The 18,584-nt window shown below is 66.2% G+C and carries 14 protein-coding genes; 4 read left to right on the top strand and 10 right to left on the bottom strand.

The window, feature by feature from the left end; translation table 11 throughout:
• Positions 1–51: 51 nt before the first annotated feature.
• The 4 genes from ACTRWB_RS04060 to ACTRWB_RS04045 all read left to right on the top strand — a co-directional run bounded on the left by ACTRWB_RS04060 (position 52) and on the right by ACTRWB_RS04045 (position 5,337).
• Entirely contained in the window at positions 52–2,559 is a 2,508-nt protein-coding gene (locus ACTRWB_RS04060) for a fimbria/pilus outer membrane usher protein (protein ID WP_446901022.1), read from the top strand.
• A gap of 281 nt (positions 2,560–2,840) precedes the next feature.
• Positions 2,841–3,818, top strand: a complete 978-nt coding sequence (locus ACTRWB_RS04055) for a fimbrial protein (RefSeq protein WP_446901021.1) — start codon at positions 2,841–2,843, stop codon at positions 3,816–3,818.
• 42 nt (positions 3,819–3,860) lie between these two features.
• Entirely contained in the window at positions 3,861–4,427 is a 567-nt protein-coding gene (locus ACTRWB_RS04050; RefSeq protein ID WP_446901020.1) for a FimD/PapC C-terminal domain-containing protein, read from the top strand.
• Positions 4,348–5,337 carry a fimbrial protein gene (locus tag ACTRWB_RS04045; protein WP_446901019.1) on the top strand — a complete coding sequence of 330 codons (990 nt, stop codon included), beginning with the start codon at positions 4,348–4,350 and terminating at the stop codon, positions 5,335–5,337. Before ACTRWB_RS04050 ends, ACTRWB_RS04045 begins: the two co-directional genes overlap by 80 nt.
• Before the next feature lie 357 nt (positions 5,338–5,694).
• On the opposite strand, the gene ACTRWB_RS04040 is transcribed toward ACTRWB_RS04045, so the two are convergent.
• From ACTRWB_RS04040 to ACTRWB_RS03995, 10 genes are all read right to left on the bottom strand, one after another.
• Entirely contained in the window at positions 5,695–6,843 is a 1,149-nt protein-coding gene (locus tag ACTRWB_RS04040; RefSeq protein ID WP_446901018.1) for an acyltransferase family protein, read from the bottom strand.
• Positions 6,725–7,855 carry a hypothetical protein gene (locus tag ACTRWB_RS04035; protein WP_446901017.1) on the bottom strand — a complete coding sequence of 377 codons (1,131 nt, stop codon included), beginning with the start codon at positions 7,853–7,855 and terminating at the stop codon, positions 6,725–6,727. The genes ACTRWB_RS04040 and ACTRWB_RS04035 overlap by 119 nt, the downstream gene beginning before the upstream one ends.
• The gene (locus ACTRWB_RS04030) at positions 7,845–9,137 is read right to left on the bottom strand and encodes a lipopolysaccharide biosynthesis protein (protein ID WP_446901016.1); all 1,293 of its coding nucleotides are present in this window, start codon (positions 9,135–9,137) and stop codon (positions 7,845–7,847) included. Before ACTRWB_RS04030 ends, ACTRWB_RS04035 begins: the two co-directional genes overlap by 11 nt.
• Positions 9,131–10,303: a polysaccharide pyruvyl transferase family protein gene (locus ACTRWB_RS04025; protein ID WP_446901015.1), complete on the bottom strand. Its 1,173-nt coding sequence runs from the start codon at positions 10,301–10,303 to the stop codon at positions 9,131–9,133. The genes ACTRWB_RS04030 and ACTRWB_RS04025 overlap by 7 nt, the downstream gene beginning before the upstream one ends.
• Positions 10,300–11,547 (bottom strand): glycosyltransferase family 4 protein, encoded by a 1,248-nt coding sequence (locus tag ACTRWB_RS04020; protein WP_446901014.1) that lies wholly within the window; start codon positions 11,545–11,547, stop codon positions 10,300–10,302. Before ACTRWB_RS04020 ends, ACTRWB_RS04025 begins: the two co-directional genes overlap by 4 nt.
• A complete protein-coding gene (locus ACTRWB_RS04015) occupies positions 11,544–13,841 on the bottom strand; it encodes a polysaccharide biosynthesis tyrosine autokinase (protein WP_446901013.1) in 2,298 nt (765 codons plus the stop codon). Before ACTRWB_RS04015 ends, ACTRWB_RS04020 begins: the two co-directional genes overlap by 4 nt.
• Positions 13,838–14,335 carry a low molecular weight protein-tyrosine-phosphatase gene (locus tag ACTRWB_RS04010; protein ID WP_446901012.1) on the bottom strand — a complete coding sequence of 166 codons (498 nt, stop codon included), beginning with the start codon at positions 14,333–14,335 and terminating at the stop codon, positions 13,838–13,840. Before ACTRWB_RS04010 ends, ACTRWB_RS04015 begins: the two co-directional genes overlap by 4 nt.
• Positions 14,332–15,483 carry a polysaccharide biosynthesis/export family protein gene (locus ACTRWB_RS04005; RefSeq protein ID WP_446901011.1) on the bottom strand — a complete coding sequence of 384 codons (1,152 nt, stop codon included), beginning with the start codon at positions 15,481–15,483 and terminating at the stop codon, positions 14,332–14,334. The genes ACTRWB_RS04010 and ACTRWB_RS04005 overlap by 4 nt, the downstream gene beginning before the upstream one ends.
• Before the next feature lie 52 nt (positions 15,484–15,535).
• Positions 15,536–16,948: an undecaprenyl-phosphate glucose phosphotransferase gene (locus tag ACTRWB_RS04000; RefSeq protein ID WP_446901010.1), complete on the bottom strand. Its 1,413-nt coding sequence runs from the start codon at positions 16,946–16,948 to the stop codon at positions 15,536–15,538.
• A 609-nt stretch (positions 16,949–17,557) separates the two neighbouring features.
• On the bottom strand, positions 17,558–18,574 hold the full coding sequence (locus ACTRWB_RS03995) for a 1-aminocyclopropane-1-carboxylate deaminase (protein WP_048249818.1): 1,017 nt from the start codon (positions 18,572–18,574) through the stop codon (positions 17,558–17,560).
• Positions 18,575–18,584 lie beyond the last annotated feature (10 nt).

The raw sequence follows: 18,584 nt of genomic DNA, 5'->3' as shown, positions 1-18,584 counted from the left end.
CGTTCGCGCTTGCGATTTCGCTCAGGAGGTGAATCAACATAGAGAAAGGGTATGGAGAACGTCAGAAAGGAAGTGGATATCTGGACGCCCGCGCAGATCGGTGCGCCGTGCCTTGCGTTGCTCGGGCTGGTGCTGCCGGCGCAGGGCCACGCGGTGGAATTCAACGAATCCTTTCTGCGCAAGGGCGAAGCGCCCGTCGAGCTGAGCTATTTCGAGAAGGGCAGTTCGGTGCTGCCCGGTAGCTACGACGTCGATGTCTACCTGAACCATACCCTCGTCAAGCGCCAGGACGTCGTGTTCCGTGCGGATGCCGGCGGCGCCGTCAAGCCGGCGGTGACCCTCGGGTTGTTGCGCACCGCCGGCGTCAACGTCGCGCGGCTGGAGAAGGACGGGCGCATTGCCGCGGATGCGGACGACGCGACGATCGTGGACCTGCCCGCCGTGGTGGACGGTGCTTCGGTAGAGTTCGAATCCAATACGCTGTCGCTTAACATCAGTTTTCCGCAGTTGTACGTGTCCCGAACCTCGCGCGGCTATGTGGACCAGTCGCTGTGGGACGACGGCGTGCCCGCGTTGTACAGCGACTATCAGGTCAGCTACAGCCGCAACGATAGCCACGGCCGCAACAACGAGTATTACTTCGTCGGTTTGCGCAACGGCTTCAATGCCGGCGGCTGGCGTTTCCGCAACGAATCGTCGCTCACCGGCACCACGGGTGCGGGCAGCCGCTTTTCCAGCAACCGTACCTACGTGGAACGCGACATCCGGCGCCTGCGCAGCAAGGTGGCGGCCGGCGAGCTGTATACGTCGGGCGACATCTTCGACAGCGTGCGCTTCGTTGGCGCGCAGATCGGCACCGACCTCGGCATGCTGCCCGACAGCGAAGTCGGCTTCGCGCCGGTCGTGCGCGGGATTGCCGAGAGCAATGCAATCGTGGAGGTGCGGCAGAACGGCTATGTGATCTATTCGACGCCGGTGCCGCCGGGCGCGTTCGAGATTTCCGACATCTATCCGAGTGGCTCGAACGGCGACCTTGAGATTCGGATCACCGAGTCGGACGGGCGCGTGCGCCGGTTCACCCAGCCGTACTCGTACCTGCCGGTCATGGTTCGTCGTGGCAGCCTGCGTTACGCGTTCGCTGCCGGCCAGTATCGCGTGCAGGGCCAGTCGAGCCCGAAGTTCACGCAGGGCACGCTGGTGTACGGCGTGTCCGACAACTTCACCGGCTACGGCGGGATTATTGCCGCCGACAACTACGTGGCGGCCGCCCTCGGCATCGGCATGAACACGCGCATCGGCGGCATGTCGCTGGACGTCACGACGAGCCGGTCGCGCACGTCGACGGGCGCGCGGCAAGGGCAGAGCTTGCGGTTCCTGTATTCGAAGACGCTGTATCCGACCAACACCACGTTCACGATGGTCGGCTACCGCTATTCGACGGACGGCTACCGTACGTTGAGCCAGCACGTGGAGGACACGGACCATACGTATGGGCCGCGCCTCATGCGTCAGAAGAGCCGCCTGGACGTGAACGTCAACCAGCCGCTCGGCAGCGGCTCGATGTTCGCCGGCATCGGCGACACGACCTACTGGAACGGTGAAGGACACAGCCGGCGCTTTCAGGTCGGCTACAGCAACAGCTACAGGAACGTCAGCTACAGCGTGTCGGCATCGCACATCCAGGAGTCGGGGCCGTTCGCGCGCCCGGACACGCAGTTCAGCGTGTCCGTGAGTATTCCGCTGGGCAAGGCGTCGAGTTCGCATCGCCTGTACGCGAACGCGGTGTCGTCGACCCGCGGCGACTTCAACGTGCAGACCGGCGCGTCGGGTTATCTGAACGACAGCAATACCGTCAACTACGGCGTGCAGGCCGGCTACAGCCGGGACGGCGGCGGCTCGGGCGGCGTCAGCGCGGGCTGGGATACGCCGAACGCGAAGCTGGCCGGCAACTTCACGCAGGATCGCTCGGGCCGGCATTTCGATGCGAGCGCATCGGGCTCGGTCGTCGTGCATGGCGGCGGTGTCACGCTCGGCCAGCCGCTCGGCGAGACGTTCGCGGTGGTTCAGGTGCCGAAGGTGAGCGACGTGACGTTCGGCGGAGCGCCGACAGTGCGCACCGACCGGCGCGGCTACGCGATCGTGCCGTATCTGCAGCCGTACCGTCAGAACTGGCTGAACATCGATCCGTCGAGCGTCGGCACGCATACGGAGATCACCGACAACGCGAAGATGGTGGTGCCCACGCGTGGCGCGATCGTGAAGACCCGCTTCGAAGCGGAGTCGGGCCGGCGCGTGCAGTTCGAGCTGAGTACGGACGAGGGCGGCAAAGTGCCATTCGGCGCGCAGGCGTACGACGCGAAGGGCAAGCTGCTCGGCATGGTGGACAACCAGTCGCGGCTGCTTGTGTTCGGTGTCGCAGACCAGGGCAGCATCGACGTGAGCTGGGGCGACAAGCAATGCACGATCGGCTACGCGCTGAAGCCGCAGAACAAGGAACTGGCCTATGAGCGACAGGCAGCGAGTTGTGTACGCGCCGGGACAGTCACCAGCGTCAAGTGAGCATCATTCGGCGCGCGTGCTGGATTGATGCCACGCTTTGCTGATAGCCGCTCGTACGAGCTGCACATCGTGCGGCTCAGGCGGTGAGCCTGATGGAAAACCGGTCCCGCCTGCGGGTGCTCGGCATCGGGAATCACGGGCCGTATCGATGTGTGCTGGAGCGACGGCGCTTGCGCACGAATTGAATGGTGGGCGCGAGGCGCGACGCTGCCCTGCGGTCGCCGCGTCCTGCCGTTACCGAATTACAGAGCCGCAACTCTGACAGCTATGGAGCCGATGCAATGATCCTCAATACCATGCGCAAGCTGATTCTGTTTGGCTTGACGCTTTCCGCCAGTCTGGCGTGGAGCAACGCTTTCGCCGCCTGCACCCTCCTCAAGCCATCCACAACGATGGAGAAAACCATCACGTTTCCTGCAAAGATGTCCATCAAGGCCGCCAAGATTGGCGAGGTGATGGCATCGACTTCATTTACCCTCTGGGATATGAGTGAAGGCTATAACTGCGATAGTTACACTGCACACTACACCAAGTTCGATAGCGGGCTCGAACTCTCTAGCTACCAGAATGTCTACAAGACCAGCATTCCGGGCGTCGGGATCAGGGGCAAATTAAGCTCGGTTTATCTGCCCTACACGGCTTACGGCGGTCCCGAAAGCAATCCATACAGCCCTACGCTGAGGAGCCTTACCTTCCAACTGATCCGCATCGATACCGGCGTAGCCTCCGGAACTTTGTCCACCAACTTCAAAGTAACGCATTCTGCGGGTGGAGTGACTTACACCGTAAAGTCCACCGGCAGCACCGAGGTGGTCAACGATGTGATGTTCACCGGTTGCGAGGGGGTCGATACCATGGTCAATGTGCAGATGGGCAGGGAGGCCATCGCTCACATCAAGTCGGGGCAGGCCGCGGTGCACCCGTTCAATTTCGATGTGCGCTGCACTGGACTGAAACCCACCACCACTGCCCCGGTAAAAGTCTATTTCGCCGGCGATTCCAGCACCGACGGGCTGCTTGCGCTTTCAGGCAAGGGGAAGGAAGGCGTGGCCAGTGGTATAGGTATTTCCCTGGTCAACGACAAGGGCGTGAAACTGCCCTTCGACCAATCGCGTTCGATCAAGATCGATCACTTCCGGTCGGATGTGGAAGGCGAGATCTACCGATTCTCCGGTGTTGCCAAGTACGTTCTGACCACGGGCGCAGTCAAGCCGGGCAAGGCCGATGCCACCATGACTTATGTGATCGAGTACAACTAGGCCGGGTGTTGGGCGACAACGCGGTGGCCTGCCGCGGGCGGAGTGACTCGGTCCACCATCGACACCCATACCGAGATCACCGACAACGCGAAGACTGTGGTGCCTACGCGCGGGGCGATCGTGAAGACCCGCCTCGAGGCCGAATCGGGCCGGCGCGTGCAGTTCGAGCTGAGTACGGACGAAGGCGGCAAGGTGCCGTTCGGCGCGCAGGCGTACGACGCGAAGGGCAAGCTGCTCGGCATGGCGGACAACCAGTCGCGGTTGCTGGTGTTCGGTGTCGAGGACGAGGGTTGTATCGATGTGTGCTGGGGGATAGCTGCAAGGTCGACTACTGGCTGCAGCCGCAGAACAAGGCGTTGTCCTCGGAGCGGGTGCCGCTCACTTGCCGCCAGCCGTCTGGCACAGGGGGACAAGTTGCGCCGCGCTGCAATTTGCTTTCCCGATGAAGCCGGGCGGACGGCTGCCAGACCCCGTAGCCAACACACGTTGGAAAGCCGGAAAACACGAAATCAACCATGGACACGGAAAAATGAAATTCATCGGTTTTTTGATTTTGGTTCTCTTGTCAAATTTTGCCCATGCGAAATGCACGGTCACAAGAAACGATAACGTCGTCGTGGATAATCTCGTCATCACGCTGCCGAAATTCTCTCCGCCTGCATTTGATCCCAATATCGCTGAGGGAACGGTGATCTACACGTCATCGGGGACGTCAACTGGATTGGGAGGCATGGTGAAATGCGACTCACCCGTTGGTCTTGTCGGCTATTTCGGAACGACAAGCGTTGCTCCCGGGAAATACGAAACGTACCCCACACCAGTTTCCGGAGTGGGAATTAGAATAAGAGGGGGTATCAATACGGATCTGTGGTGGCCGCAATCGATTACCTCGGCCAACACCAGCTATGGGCTGGACGGGGCATCGAATTTTACGATTGAGCTCGTAAAAACTGGCGATATCACGGCGGCAGGCGTTTTGAGTGGAGAGATTGGTATGACTTATTTTATTGCGCATGAAAAGAAAGTTCGATCAATTGTGACGAATGGCTCGATAAATATCATCCCAAAAGTGCCGACCTGCAATGTGTTAACCAAGAATATAGCGGTCGACCTCGGGAAGGCATTAGTCGGTGATATGAAAAACATCGGCGCAACGTCATCACCAAAATCATTCGAGGTGCGTCTCAAGTGCTCTGGTGGGAATCCGGGTACGTCGACGAAAATGTTCATGACGCTGACGGATTCGGCAAATCCCGCTAACGAGTCCGATACGCTCTCCCTTGCGCGCGGCTCACAAGTCAAAGGCGTCGGCATTCAGATACTTCATGGTTCGGATGACACGCTGGTCAGTTACGGTCCGGACTCTGCGGCGGTAGGCAATCCGAATCAATGGAGCATCGGGAGTTTCGGCAATGTCGACGTGACCATTCCGTTCAAGGCTCGTTATGTGCGAACGTCTTCCACGGTATCGCCTGGCAAAGCGGATGGCGCCGCCACGTTCACCATGAGCTATCAATAAGCGGGACGTGCTTCCGGACTGCCGAAAGCGGGCTCGCATCGGGGGCCGGAGCGGTATCGCTACGCGCCGATGATCGACACTTCGAATCCGCTGAATTCAGCCGATACGCTGGGCCTTGGAGTCGATTCGACTGCCAGCGGTGTCGGCATTCGGATCTGCTGCGACAATGAAACGACGCCTGTCAGCTATGGGCCGGATTCGGCGGCAAGCGGAAATTCCAAACAATGGTAGGTCGGTACGGCCGATCGAATGGCGTGGCAATCATCCGATGAACCGGGGGAAAGCGCACTGGTCGCTGAATCGGTTTCGAGCTGGTTCAGGCAGATGCGGCGCGGGGGTGCGACGTTTCGGGTGCAATTACGGAGAACGCTTCGAGAAGCGCGACTGTCGGAGCCATCGATTCAATACTGACACGATCGGCCGTTCAATCCAGATATGGCAAACCTGTCCGGACAGGAAGATCACGCCGAGCATTGCGCACGCGGTAGCGACGCCGGGCCACGTGTGAAGATTCGCGCGCACGCCGACGATCTTCTCGGCGACCCCGATGACATACGGATGGATCAGATAGATCGAATAACTGGCGGCTCCGAGCGAAGCCACGATGCGGTTCGAGATCGTCCGGTTCAGCATGTCGAGCGCGACCAGCGAGACGATCAGCACGCATGCCGGCATGCCCCACAGCACAATACGCGCGAACGCTTGTGGTGTGCCGTGCGCGGCATGAGATAACGGAATCGCCACGACGGCGCCGATTGCTGCGAAGGCCCAAGCCGGCGCGGCGATTCGGCGCACGATTCCGGTTTGCAGGACCCGGTACGCCAGGACACCCAGGCCGAACTCCAGCACGAACGGTTGCCCGAGACGGTGGGCGACGGTGCCAGGCGTGCCATCGATTGCCGCCCACAGGCAAAGCGACGCGAGCATCAGCGCCGCGAATGCAGTCGCGTAGCGCGTGCGGACGACCCCAAGGCTTGCCGCAACGGCGAGATAGAACAGCATCTCGTACTCGAGGGTCCAGCCGTTCAGGTTCAGCGGGCCCCAATGGCCGTTTTCCTTGACGTAAGGCACGAACAGCAGCGATTTGACGAGGTATTCGGGCGCTGCCGTCGTCGTGTTCAGCCAGTGCGGATGCAGCACGGCGATCGCGTAGATGCCGAGCGTCGTTACCCAGTAGAGTGGCACGATCCGGACCAGGCGCTTGCGGAAGAACGCACGACCTTCGTCCGGCGCGACCCACGACATGATGAACCCGCTGATCACGAAGAAGACGTCGACACCTGCCTGGCCGAACGGAAGCACGTGCATGTGATACGCGACTACCGCGAGGGCCGCGAACGCGCGGGCAGCCTGGATATTAGGGAAGAACGCGCGTTGGCGCACGGTGTCATGCATGGCGATCTCCCGACGGGACTGCTCGCGATACCGCAGGACGGTCGCGGTGGCCGGCGGCGATGTCGGATGCGCCGGACGTACCGGATCTCCGCCCCGGCCGATGCGCCGCACGCGCCGCACCCGCGAACTGCACCGCGCACAGCAACGACACGCTCGACAAATGGCGCGTATAGCTGCCGAGATCGGGCTCGAACAGCATCGATACGACAACATGTCCAATGACGAGGGCTGCAAGCACCTCGCGGCCGGGACCGCCATCGCCCCGCGCACGTCGCCACACGGCGGCCAGCGCGATCCACACGAACACCTGCATCGCGATTTCCTTCGGGCCGGGCGAAAACAGTACCGGCAGATTCAGGCGGAGCACTGCGTACAGGTAGTTGACGCAGAACGCGATGAACGAAACCGGTTCCGCCGGGTTGCGGAAGCTGGTGCGAGCGCCGAACGGTGAGCCGTATTCGAGATAGTCCGCGGCCATGTCGCGCGGATGCTGCAGCAGGTAGTACACATCGTTCGGCAGCAGGAAGATCGCCAGCAGCACGGCAAGCATCAGCACCATCCTGCGCGACCACGCGCCTCGCCGAAACAGCAGCACGCCGAACGCGATCGCGGGAATCAGCGCGAAATAGCTGCGTACAAAGGCTGCATAGGCGCTGTACAGCACGACGGCGGCCGCGATCGCAACAAGCGCGGCGCGACGCTGCGCGATTCGCGCGAGCACGATGGCCATCAGCACGACGAGCGTGTCCTTGCTCGCGACGAACAGGTTGAAGAACACACACGGCGCGAGCAGCACCATGCAGGCCGCCATCGAGCCAACGCGCTTGCCATGGTGGAGCACAAACCAGATGCAGAGCGCGCCGACCGACGCGACGAACAGATGCGTACCGGTCGCGCCGAGCGCCGCGTAGAGCCGCGCGACCGCATCGAACGACGTGCCTTCGTAGGTGCTGGCGCCACCGATCTGGCTCTGGATCTTCTCCGCATCGCGGAAGATGAACTCGGGCAGAACCGCACCGGCTTTCGCATAGATGCCCCAGTAAGCCAGCACGGCCAGCGTGGCGACGGCGCGTATCAGGCCGTGGCTGAGCCGCGGGCCCGCGCAAATCAGCCTATCCAGCATGATGCGGCTCCGTGGCGGGCGGGATGTGTCGATGTCGGCGCGCGAGTCGCGCGACGCTCAGCGCGAGCATCGCGGTGACCGCGACGCTCGTCGCCAGATGGGCGAGCGCTGCGCCCATGACACCGTCGCGCGCGATCAGTTGCGACGCAACCGGCAGGTACAGCAGCGCGATTATCGTCAATGCGGCCAGCACGACACCGCCGCCGCGCAGCGCGATCGCTGCGGCCCACAGCACGTCTGCCACCGCGCGCAGGACGAACGACACGAGCAGCACCGCGAGCAGCGCGGCATGGCCGGTGTCCGCCGGCTCGTGCGCGAACGCGAACAGGTCGCGGTACACGACGGCGATGGCGGCCGATGCGAGCAGCGTCACGCCCACGCTGGCCGCCGCCGCATGGCGTACCTGATGCAGAAACGCGCCGGGCGTATCGGCCAGCGTTCGCACGAAGCGCGGGCCGGCCGTCGCGACGACCGTCGCGAACGCGACCGTCTGCACGGCGTTGGCGAGCGACCATGCGAATACGTACTGGCCGAGTACATCCGCGCTCACATGGCTGCCGGCGATGAAGCGTTCCGCGTATTGCAGCACCACGAGGAGCACGCCGGCCGCGTAGAAGGGCAGCCCGTGCAACCAGACCGGGAACACGCCGCCCGAATCGGCCGCGCTCCCGGGGAAACGGATGCCGCGCGCGCGGTGCGCGAACGCATCGATCCGGCGCAGGCACGCGATCACGACGAGTATGTTGGTCATGACCCAGATCGCGAACACCGTCTCGATCGATTGCACGACGCCCGCGAGCAGCCCCGCGCACGCGATGCCAGCCCACGCGCCGGTGCGCGCGAACAGCAGCAGCGACGCGGCACGCGGCCGGTGCAGCGAGAACAGCCATCCGTTCGTCTCGAATGCCGCGTGCTCGGACAGCGCGACGAGCAGCACGCTCCACGCGAGCGACATCGGCAGCCCGAAGCGCGCGAGCAGCGCGGCGGCGGTTTCGTTCAGCGTCGCCACGGCAAGCGCGGCGGCGAGCAACAGGTAGAGCGCGCCATAGACGACGCACAGCCGGCGCGCATTGCCGATGGCCGCTAGCGGGTTGGCTTCGCTCAGGCGCCGATTGAGCTCGGGGCTGAAGCCGAGGCCCAGCACTTTCGACGCGATCACCGACGCGGCGACCGCCAGCCCGTACGCGGCGATCGCGTCGAAGCCGAGCGTACGCGCAACGACGATCGCGAGCGCGAATTTGAGGCCGAGCGCCGAGAACCGCAACAACAGGCGCGTCAGCATCGTTCGCCCTTGTCGGTATCGAGCGCGGCGCGCAGCGCATCGATCACGCGCAGGCGCGCCGCGCGAATGCGGGCGAAGCCGGTTTGCGCGGTGTCCCAGAACGCCGCCGTCGCGCCGGGCGCGAAGATCGTGTCGGCGACGGACGCGGGATCGAAGTCCGCGCCGTTGACGACCCAGTCGCCGAGCTGCATGTCCGCATAGGCGCCGAAGCCCTTGCGCTCGTAGCTGACGTGGAATGCCGGCACGCCGTGCAGGATCGATTCGAGCGCGCCGTGCAGCCGCACCGACACCGTGACGTCGGGCCGGTCGTGCTCGAGCAGCGCCCTGAGCGGTACCAGTGCATCGCGGATGCCGAGGCGGTGGTAGTACGCCAGATCGTCGTTGCCGCGCCCGGTGCTCTGTACCGCGAAACTTACCCGGCATGATGCGCTTACCTGTTCGACGAGCCGCCGGATCGATGCGTCGTAGCGCGCGCGTTGCGCGGCGGACCATGCGGGTGCGCGGCGCAGCACGAACGCGACGTGCCGCACGTCGCGATCCGCGCGCGCCGCGCGCCGCAGGATCGCGTCCTGGCGATGCTCGAAATCGAGGACGGCGAGATCGGGGGCGCGCCGCGTATTCGGATTCGCGGCGAGGAAGGCCGCGGATCGGTCGTCGCGAACGAACACCGTGTCGAACGCGGCAAGCAGCGTGCGCAGGTGCGCGCCGACCGGGCCGGCCGACAGCGCGGGCCCGATGCTTTGCGGCAGATACACGGCCGGCTTGCCCGACGCACGCGCGGCGCGCATCTGCAGCAGGTGTCCGGCTTCGAGCTTGAGCGCCTCGAGGGGATTGCGCGCGCGCAGGTAGCCGCCGCCGACGCCGACGATCAGGTCGGCCTGGTCGAGCAGGTCGCCGAGCGGGCGCAGCCCGCCGTTCGCGGGCAAATGCAGCGCGGCGCCGGCAGCGGCGGCCAGCCGGCGCCAGCCGCCACCGGCGAGCACGGGGGCTGCGCGCACGTCGTCGTGGCCGGGAAACGACGCGGGATCGGCGGCGACGATCGACACGCGTGTCGCGTCGCCGAAGGCCTCCCGCAGCAGCGAGACGGACAGGTCGACCAGCAGGCCGTCGCCGGCGTTGCTGGCGCTGTACGCGTGCAGCAGCGCGACGTGGGGAGAGGAAGTCATGCGAGGTGTCCTTGAACGAGTGCGCGATACAGGTCGTGCGTGCGCCGGACCATCGTCGCGGCGGAGAAATGGTCGAGCGTCGCCGCGCAGTGCGTGCGCATCGCGAGGCGTCGTTCCGCGTCGCGGGCGAGCGCGACGACGGTGCGGGCGAATTGCGTCGTGTCGTCGTCGTTCGGCACGACGATGCCGATGCCGTGCGTGTCGACCAGTTCGGTCACGCCCGCGACACGCGATGCGACGATCGGCACGCGCGCGGCCATTGCCTCGAGGCAGACGTACGGAAAGCCTTCGTAGCGGCTCGGCAGCACGAACAGATCGAAGGCGGAGAAATAGCGGCTGGCGCGCTCGACGGGGCCGGCGACATGAAGATTGGGCGGCACGTCGTCGGCCTCAGGGCCGGCCGCGGCCGGGAAATCGCCCGGGCCGATCGCGATGAAGCGCACGTCGAGGCCGCATTGGCGATAGACGCCGCGCGCGATCCGCACGAGCCGATCGACGCCTTTCTGGTGGCTGAAACGCCCGACGAAACCGACGACGATCGCGTCGTTCGGCAGGCCGAGCGCCAGCCGCGCGTCGCGGCGCGGCAGCGTCGCGGTTGCCGGGACGCCGTTGACGATCGTCGCGACGCGATGCGCGGGGATGCCGAGCGCGTCGTGCAGATGCCGCGCTTCGTCGTGCGAGACGGCGACGATCCGGTGCGAGCGGAAGTGGCCGAGCAGCGCCTCGATCGCGCCGTACACGCAGTGTTGCAGGCCGCTCAGGGCCGGGTTGAGCGTGTAGATTGCATGCGGCGTGTACACGTGTTGCCACGGCCCGATGCACAGGCGCGCGATCGCGCCGGCCTTCGAGCTGTGGCTGTGCACGATGTCGGGGCGAATGCGCAGCAGGCATCGATACACATGCGCGACGGCCAATGCATCGCGCCAGCCGACCGCGCGCCGCATCGGCACATGGTGCACGCTCGCGCAAAGCGACAGCACGCGCGCGTCGAGGATCGTACCGTCGAAGCGCGGCCCGCGCGGCACGATCAGGTGCAGTTCGATGCCGCCGGCCTTGCTCAGTCCGTCGATCAGGTCGGCGAGATGGACGGCCACGCCGCCGCCCGCCGCTTCGACGACAAGCGCGACACGCAGCGGCGGCGTGCGGTTCGCGCGGAGCGTCACGGGTGTTCCTGCGGCGGGTCGTGCCGCGATGCGCGCGGCTTCGCCGGCGGCTGGACGTTCGAGATGACGGGTATCGTTCATCGCGGCGCACCTCGCCGCAAGCGTGCGGCGAACGCGCGCAGCGACTGTCCGATCGACGCCGCGATGCCGCAGCGCGATGGCGCATAGCGGTACTCGGTGTAGCGATACGCGCCGTAACGCGAGCCGTAGCCGCCGGAACGCGGATCGACGCCGTTGAGTAGCACGCCGCTCGCGTCGACGCCGTTGTGCGCGAGGCGCCGGATTGCTTCGCCGAGTTCGGCGACGCGGGTCGATGCCGCGCGGGCCGCGAGCAGCACGGTGCCCGCATGGCGGGCGAGCACGGCGGCGTCGGTGACGGCGAGGATCGGCGCGGCGTCGATCACGACGAGGTCGTAGCGGGCCGACAGCGTATCGAGCAGCGCGCCGACGCGATCGTCGACGAGCAGTTCCGCCGGATGCGCGGGGATCGCGCCGGTCGAAATGAAGTCGAGGTTCGGAATCACGTCGCGGCGGATCGCCGCATCCGGCTCGGCCGTGCCCGACAGCAGCTCGGCGAAACCCGGCTCGCGCCCGACGCCGAGCGCGTCGTGCAGGTAGCCGCGGCGCAGGTCGCCGTCGACGAGCAGCACGCGCTCGCCGTTGGCGGCCAGCAGCGCCGCGAAGTTCGACGCGACGAACGACTTGCCGGCGCCGGGCACCGGGCCCGTCAGCAGCAGTACGTTGTTGCGCGCACGCTGCATCGCGAAGCGGAGCGCGGTGCGCAGGCTCCGCAGACTCTCGACCGCCGGATCGTGCGGATGAAGCACGCTCAACAGATGCGGCCCGGGAACGCACTGTGCGATGCGCCGTGCGACCTGCCGCTGGCCGGTCGATTCCGGAACGGTCGCATAGACATCGATACCGAGCGGCCGCTCGATCTCGTCGGCGCTGCGTACGCCGCCGAACAAGGTGTCGCGCACGAACGCGAGCGCGACGCCGAGCGCGAGGCCGAGCAGCGCGGCGGCCGCGATCACGACGGGCCGGTTCGGGCGCACCGGGTCCTCGGGCGCGACCGGCGTGTCGACGAGCCGCACGCTGCCGGTCTTGCCTGCCTTGACCAGCTCGAGCTGCTGCGCGTTGGCGAGCAGCGCCGTGTAGAGATCGGTATCGACCTTCACGTCGAGCATCAGGCGCACGGCGTTCTGCTGCAGGTCAGGCAAGCGCCTGACCTGCTGTTCGAACGACTGCTGCTCGCGCGCGAGCGTCGCGATCTGCGTGTCGAGCGCGATCATGTCGGGATGGCCCGGCGCGAAGCGCGAGCCCATCGCATCGCGCTTCTGTTGCAGTTCGAGCCGGCGCGTCTGCGCGTCGGCCGATTGCTGCAGGATCAGCTTCGCCTCTTCGTCGAGGTCGATGGCGCCGTTCGCGTTGCGCATGTTCGTGTAGCGCTGTTCGGCGTCCTGCAATTGCTTTTTGAGCACCGGCAACTGCGCGTTGAGGAACGCGAGCGATTGCGCGGCATCGGCGGACTTGCGCTCGATGTGCTGGCGCACGTAGTGGTTCGCGATGGCTTGCAACTGCGCCTGCACGCGCTGCGGGTCAGCGCCGCGCAGCGTCGCGACGATCACGCCCGATTGCTTGATCTTTTCCTGGACGTCGAGCCCGCGGCGCAGCGCATCGATTGTGCCGGCGCGCGATTCGCGCACGAGCGTGAAGCGGGTGTCGGGATGCGCGTCGATGCGGGTGACTTCGATGGCGATCGGGCCGTAGGCGGTCGCGAACGTCTCCGGGTGACCGAACGTACCCGTGACCGGCTCCGGCAGCGCGGCACCCGTCAGCCGGTAGCGCCACGAGTCGAGCAGCGAGAGTTCGAAACGCTCGCCTTCGAGCGGCTTTGGCACATCGAAGCGCGCCAGTTCGGCGCTTTCGTCGCCCCATGCGTAGCCGCCGAGGCCCAGCAGGCCGGGGCGCGAGATTCCCGTGTTGAAGCGCGACACGAATTCGCCGACGACCGGGAAGCGCTTCGGTTGCGCGACGATGTAGCTGCGCAGCTCGTCGACCGCGCGCGTGATGACGAGTCGCGACGCGAGGATCTGCGCTTCAGCGGCCGCGCTCGACTTGATGTCGAACAACGACGACACGTCGCCGAGCACGCTCCTGGCGGCCGACGAATCGCCGCTGTCCTCGACTTGCACCATGATGTCGGCCTGGTATTGCCGCGGGGCGAGGAACGCATACAGCGTACCGGCGCCCATGCAGGCGGCGGTGACGATGGCGATCAGCCAGCGCCGGGAAACGAGCACGTCGATCGCGCCGGCAAGATCGAGCTCGCCGTCGCGGTCGTGCGGATGCTCGTGGGAAGGTGTGGAAGTCATCGGGTCGAATCGGAAAGGACAAGCGTGGAAGGGGCGGCCGGCGCGATGCGCGCGCACCATGCGTCGACACCGCGCTCGATGTGCCGCAGGCTGTGTTCGAAAGACGCGCGCGGGCCGAGGTACGGGTCCGATACGTCGAAGCCGCGTGTGCGGCCGTCACGCGGATCGGGCATGCCGAGCAGGAACACGCGGCCACGCAGCGCCGGCAGGCGGCGCTCGAGCCCGCGTTGCTGGTCGACATCCATCGTCAGGATCAGGTCGGTGCGCGTGGCGAGCCCGGGCGGCACGCGGCGCGCGCGGTGCGCGGCGATATCGAGACCGCGCTCGCGCATCAGGTCGACTGCATGCGGATCGGCCGGCTGGCCGTCACGTGCGCCGAGGCCGGCCGATTGCACGTCGACGCCCGGCAGCCGCGCACGGAACAGCGCTTCGGCCATCGGGCTGCGGCACACGTTGCCGATGCACACGACGAGCAGCGTGGCGACCGCGCTCATTTGACGGCGAGCGCCGCGGTGGCGCTGGTGTTGACGCCGGGCAGCAGCAGGCTGAGCACGCGGCTGAAGCGCACGAGGCCGCTGCCGTCGACGTAGACGATGTCCTTCGGCCGCAGTTCGAATTCGTTCGCGAGCACCATCGACACCGGCGAGCGCGCGTCGAGATGAAACACCTGCGGGCTGTCCGTGCCCGACCCGCGGATCACGAACATCTGGGCCGCGTCGGCCGTGCCCGCATTCACGCTGCCGGCCTGGGACAGTGCGTCGGACAGCGTCAGGCGTCCGTCGCGTTGCGGCACCGCGAGCGACGGCTTGTTGACTTCGCCCATCACGTACGCGCCGTAGTCGCTGCGGGCCGGCACGTGCAGGAGGTCGCCTGCGGCGAGCACGATGTCGGCCGGGTTGCGGCCGTGCCTGAGCATCCGGCTCAGGTCGAGCGGATAGGTCACGCCGCCGCGCACCAGCGTCATGCGGCTCTGGTCGGCGGCGGGGCCGAGGCCGCCCGAGCGACCCAGCGCCTCATAGAGCGTCATCGGCACGTCGTTGACGGGCTGCGCGCCCGGCGTACGAACCTCGCCGTCGATGTAGACCTGCTGCGAACGGAACGACGCGACGCGCAGCGTCACCTGCGGATTGCGATAGACGCGCGACAGTGCCGCGGCGATCCGCGCTTGCGCGGCGTCGGCGGTCAACCCCGCGACATGCAGCTTGCCCGCGAACGGGAACGACAGGGTGCCGTCCGGATCGACGACGAACCCGGACGCCGGGTCCGCTGCGCGCGGCGCGTTCTGCGGCGCGGCGCCTTGCGAAGCGGCGAGTTCGGGGTGATCCCACACGGTGACCTGCAATACGTCGCCGGGGCCGATCCGGTACGGGCCGGGCGGCGCGACGAGGCGGTCGGATTGCCCGGACTGTTGCCGGGCCGATTGCGCATCGAGTGCGCGAATCAGGCCGGCATCGATCGGCGTGATGCGGAACGAGGGGGCGCCGCTGCCAGCTTGCGTGTCGGCCGCGTCGGAGGGCGGGCTCATCCGCATGCCGGGCGCGAGCGCACAGGCCGACAGCGCGACGCTTGCGGCCATGGCCAGCAGCATGCGCGCGCAGCGCGGGCGGGCATGCTCCGTGCGGACGTCGTTTGGATTTGTCATAAGTAATCCTTATCAGGTGGCGGCGCGGAATGAATCCGGTGCCGCGTGCGTGTCAGTACGCGTTGCCGTGCATCCAGCCGCGTAAGACCGTGGCCGCGACGATGCGCATGTCGAGCGAGAACGACCAGTTGCGCAGGTAATGGAGATCGGCCTCGACACGGCGCTGCATCTTTTCGATGGAGTCGGTTTCGCCGCGCAGCCCGTTGATCTGCGCCCAGCCCGTGATGCCCGGCTTGACGCGATAACGGTGGATGTAGCCGTCGACGATCGGCTGATACAAGTTGTCGTGCTGGAGCGCATGCGGGCGCGGCCCGACGACGGACATCTCGCCGCGCAGCACGTTGATGAACTGCGGCAGTTCGTCGAGGCTCGTGCGGCGCAGGAACGCACCGATGCGGGTCACGCGGGGATCGTCGCGCGTGGCCTGCCGGATTTCGCGGCTGTCGTCGTGCAGCCGCATCGTGCGGAACTTGAGGATCGTGAAGGAGTTGCCGTTTGCGCCCTGGCGCTGCTGCCGGAACAGCGCGGGGCCTTTCGACGACAGCCGGACCGCCGCCGCGATCGCGAGCAGCAGCGGCGCCGTACCGATCAGGACGGCCGCGGAGAAGAACCGGTCGAACACGGCTTTCTGAAGCAGCGCTTGAGACGACAACGGCGACGCAACGAGGTTGATCGCCGGCGCGCCGACCAGGTTGACCATCCCGGTGTCGAACATCGACACGGTGCTGACGTCAGGCATGAGCCGGATGTTGACGAGATCGTTGCGGAACGCGTCGATCACGGCCATGACGGTGCGCGCGTCGCCGATCGGCAGCGCGAGCCAGACTTCCGGAATCGCATGCGTCCGCACATGATGCGCGAATGCGTCCAGCGCATCGAAGTGCGGTACGCCGGTGTGGCCTTCGCGGCATGCGACGCCGGGATCGAACGTGGCGGCGGCGCGGAAGCCTGCCGACGGCATCCCGGCGATCCGGTCGCGCACGGCGTCGCAATGCGCACCGGTGCCGACGATCGCGACCGGGTAGCCGCCTTCGGGCGGACGACCGATCCGGTCGAGCGTCCGGCTGGCGACGAGCCGCGCTACGCAGAGCGCGGCGCCGCTCGTCACCGTCCAGAGCAGATACCAGTTCGACGGCGTGCTCGAAGAGGGCGACAGCGCGCGCATCACGAGCGCCGCGCAGGCTTGCGCGAGCAGCCACGCGAGCGCGGTCAGGACGGTGGCGCGTCGTTTCGAACGGCCGCGCGGCATCCGGTAGATGCCGAATGCGGGGAACAGCACCAGGGCGAACGTTGCCGCGCATGCGACGGCGGTCAATTCGGGCGAACGGTCGATTCGCGTGTCGGGCAGGACCAGCGCCGCGGCGAGCGCGCCGATCGAGATCAGCGCGACATCGGACGCGCGTGCGATCGATCCCCCCGCGATTGGCGACACCTGCGTGTGCCGGACTTCGAATGACGTATCCATATGCCCCGTTGCTGTCGTTCTGTCGGATAGGTGGCGTCGGCCGTTGTCCCGACGCGGCGCAGCACGACACACCCGGACCGGGCCGGGTGTCGCTGCTGCTTCCAATGCGTGGGGTGGGCAATCGCTGGACGATGACGCTGCTTGATTGGCCGGACGGTCGCGCGTCTCGCATCGGCGGTTTCAACCGTGCCGTTGCGGGCGAATGTTTGCGAAACGTTGCAATCGACTCGACCGGGTCAATTTTCGGCAAGCAGGGGGGCGATTTAAATAGAACGCCTACTAAATGAGGCGCTCATAGACTCGGACAGGTACGAATGATTCAAGACTGCGTCGTAGGGTCAATGTGTCGACGCGGACGAGTCCCGTTCGGCGTGGGCATCCGTCGAGACGCGCGAAGCCGGTCGAACTCGGCGACGGAGGTAGTCGGATGAGCAGGGGAAAGGGGGAGCGTGACGCGACCGAACGGCGCGCGGCGAACGGCGGGCAGGCGGATGGCAGGGGGCGGGATATGGGACAAAGCGGCGCCGGCCCGACGTCGATGGTCGTCGATCGGGCCAGCTCGGCGACGGCGTGCGCAGTCGCGCGCGCCGGGCTGCGATCGGGCGGGCATCACCCGTTGCGGAAAATCTCCGCGTAAGCGCTCAACGCCGGCACCCCGCCCAGATGCGCATACAGCACCTTCGACCCCGGCTCGAATTCGCCGAGCCGGACCTTGTCGATCATGCCGTGCATCGACTTGCCTTCATAGACGGGGTCGGTCAGCACGCCCTCGAGCCGTGCGCACAGACGAATCGCTTCGAGCGTGCCGTCGTTCGGCAGTCCGTATTCCGGGCCTGCGTAGCGCGTGTCGAGCACGACGTCCTGTTCGTCGATGCGACGCCCGAGCTCGACGATTTCAGCCGTATGCCGTGCGATGCGCGTGATTTGCGCATGCGTCTGCTCCGGCTTCGCCGACGCGTCGATGCCGATCACGCGATCCGCGCGCCCGTCGGCCGCGAAGCCGACGACCATGCCGGCCTGCGTGCTGCCCGTCACCGAGCACACGACGATGTAGTCGAACTTGAAGCCGAGTTCGGCTTCCTGCTGGCGCACCTCTTCCGCGAAGCCGACGAAGCCGAGCCCGCCGAGCGGATGCTCGGAGCAGCCGGCCGGCACCGGATACGGCTTGCCGCCCGCCTGCCGCACGCTTTCCATCGCTTCTTCCCAGCTTCGGCGAATGCCGATGTCGAAACCGTCCGCGACGAGTCGCACGTCGGCGCCCATCATGCGCGACAGCTGGATGTTGCCGACGCGATCGTAGACCGGGTCTTCGTAGTTGACCCAGTGCTCCTGCACCAGCACGCATTTCATGCCGAGATGCGCGGCGACCGCAGCAACCTGACGGGTCTGGTTCGACTGGACGCCGCCGATCGACACCAGCGTGTCCGCGCCCTGCGCGAGCGCGTCGGGGATCAGGTATTCGAGCTTGCGGGTCTTGTTGCCGCCGAACGCGAGGCCGCTGTTGCAGTCCTCGCGCTTCGCATACAGCTCGACCTTGCCGCCGAGGTGCGCGCTCAGGCGCTTGAGCGGCTGGATCGGCGTCGGGCCGAACGTCAGCGGATAACGGGGGAAGCGTTGCAGGTTCATCGAAGCGGTC

The sequence above is a fragment of the Burkholderia sp. YIM B11467 genome (assembly GCF_052952715.1).
This window is presented reverse-complemented; position numbering and strand designations above follow the sequence as displayed.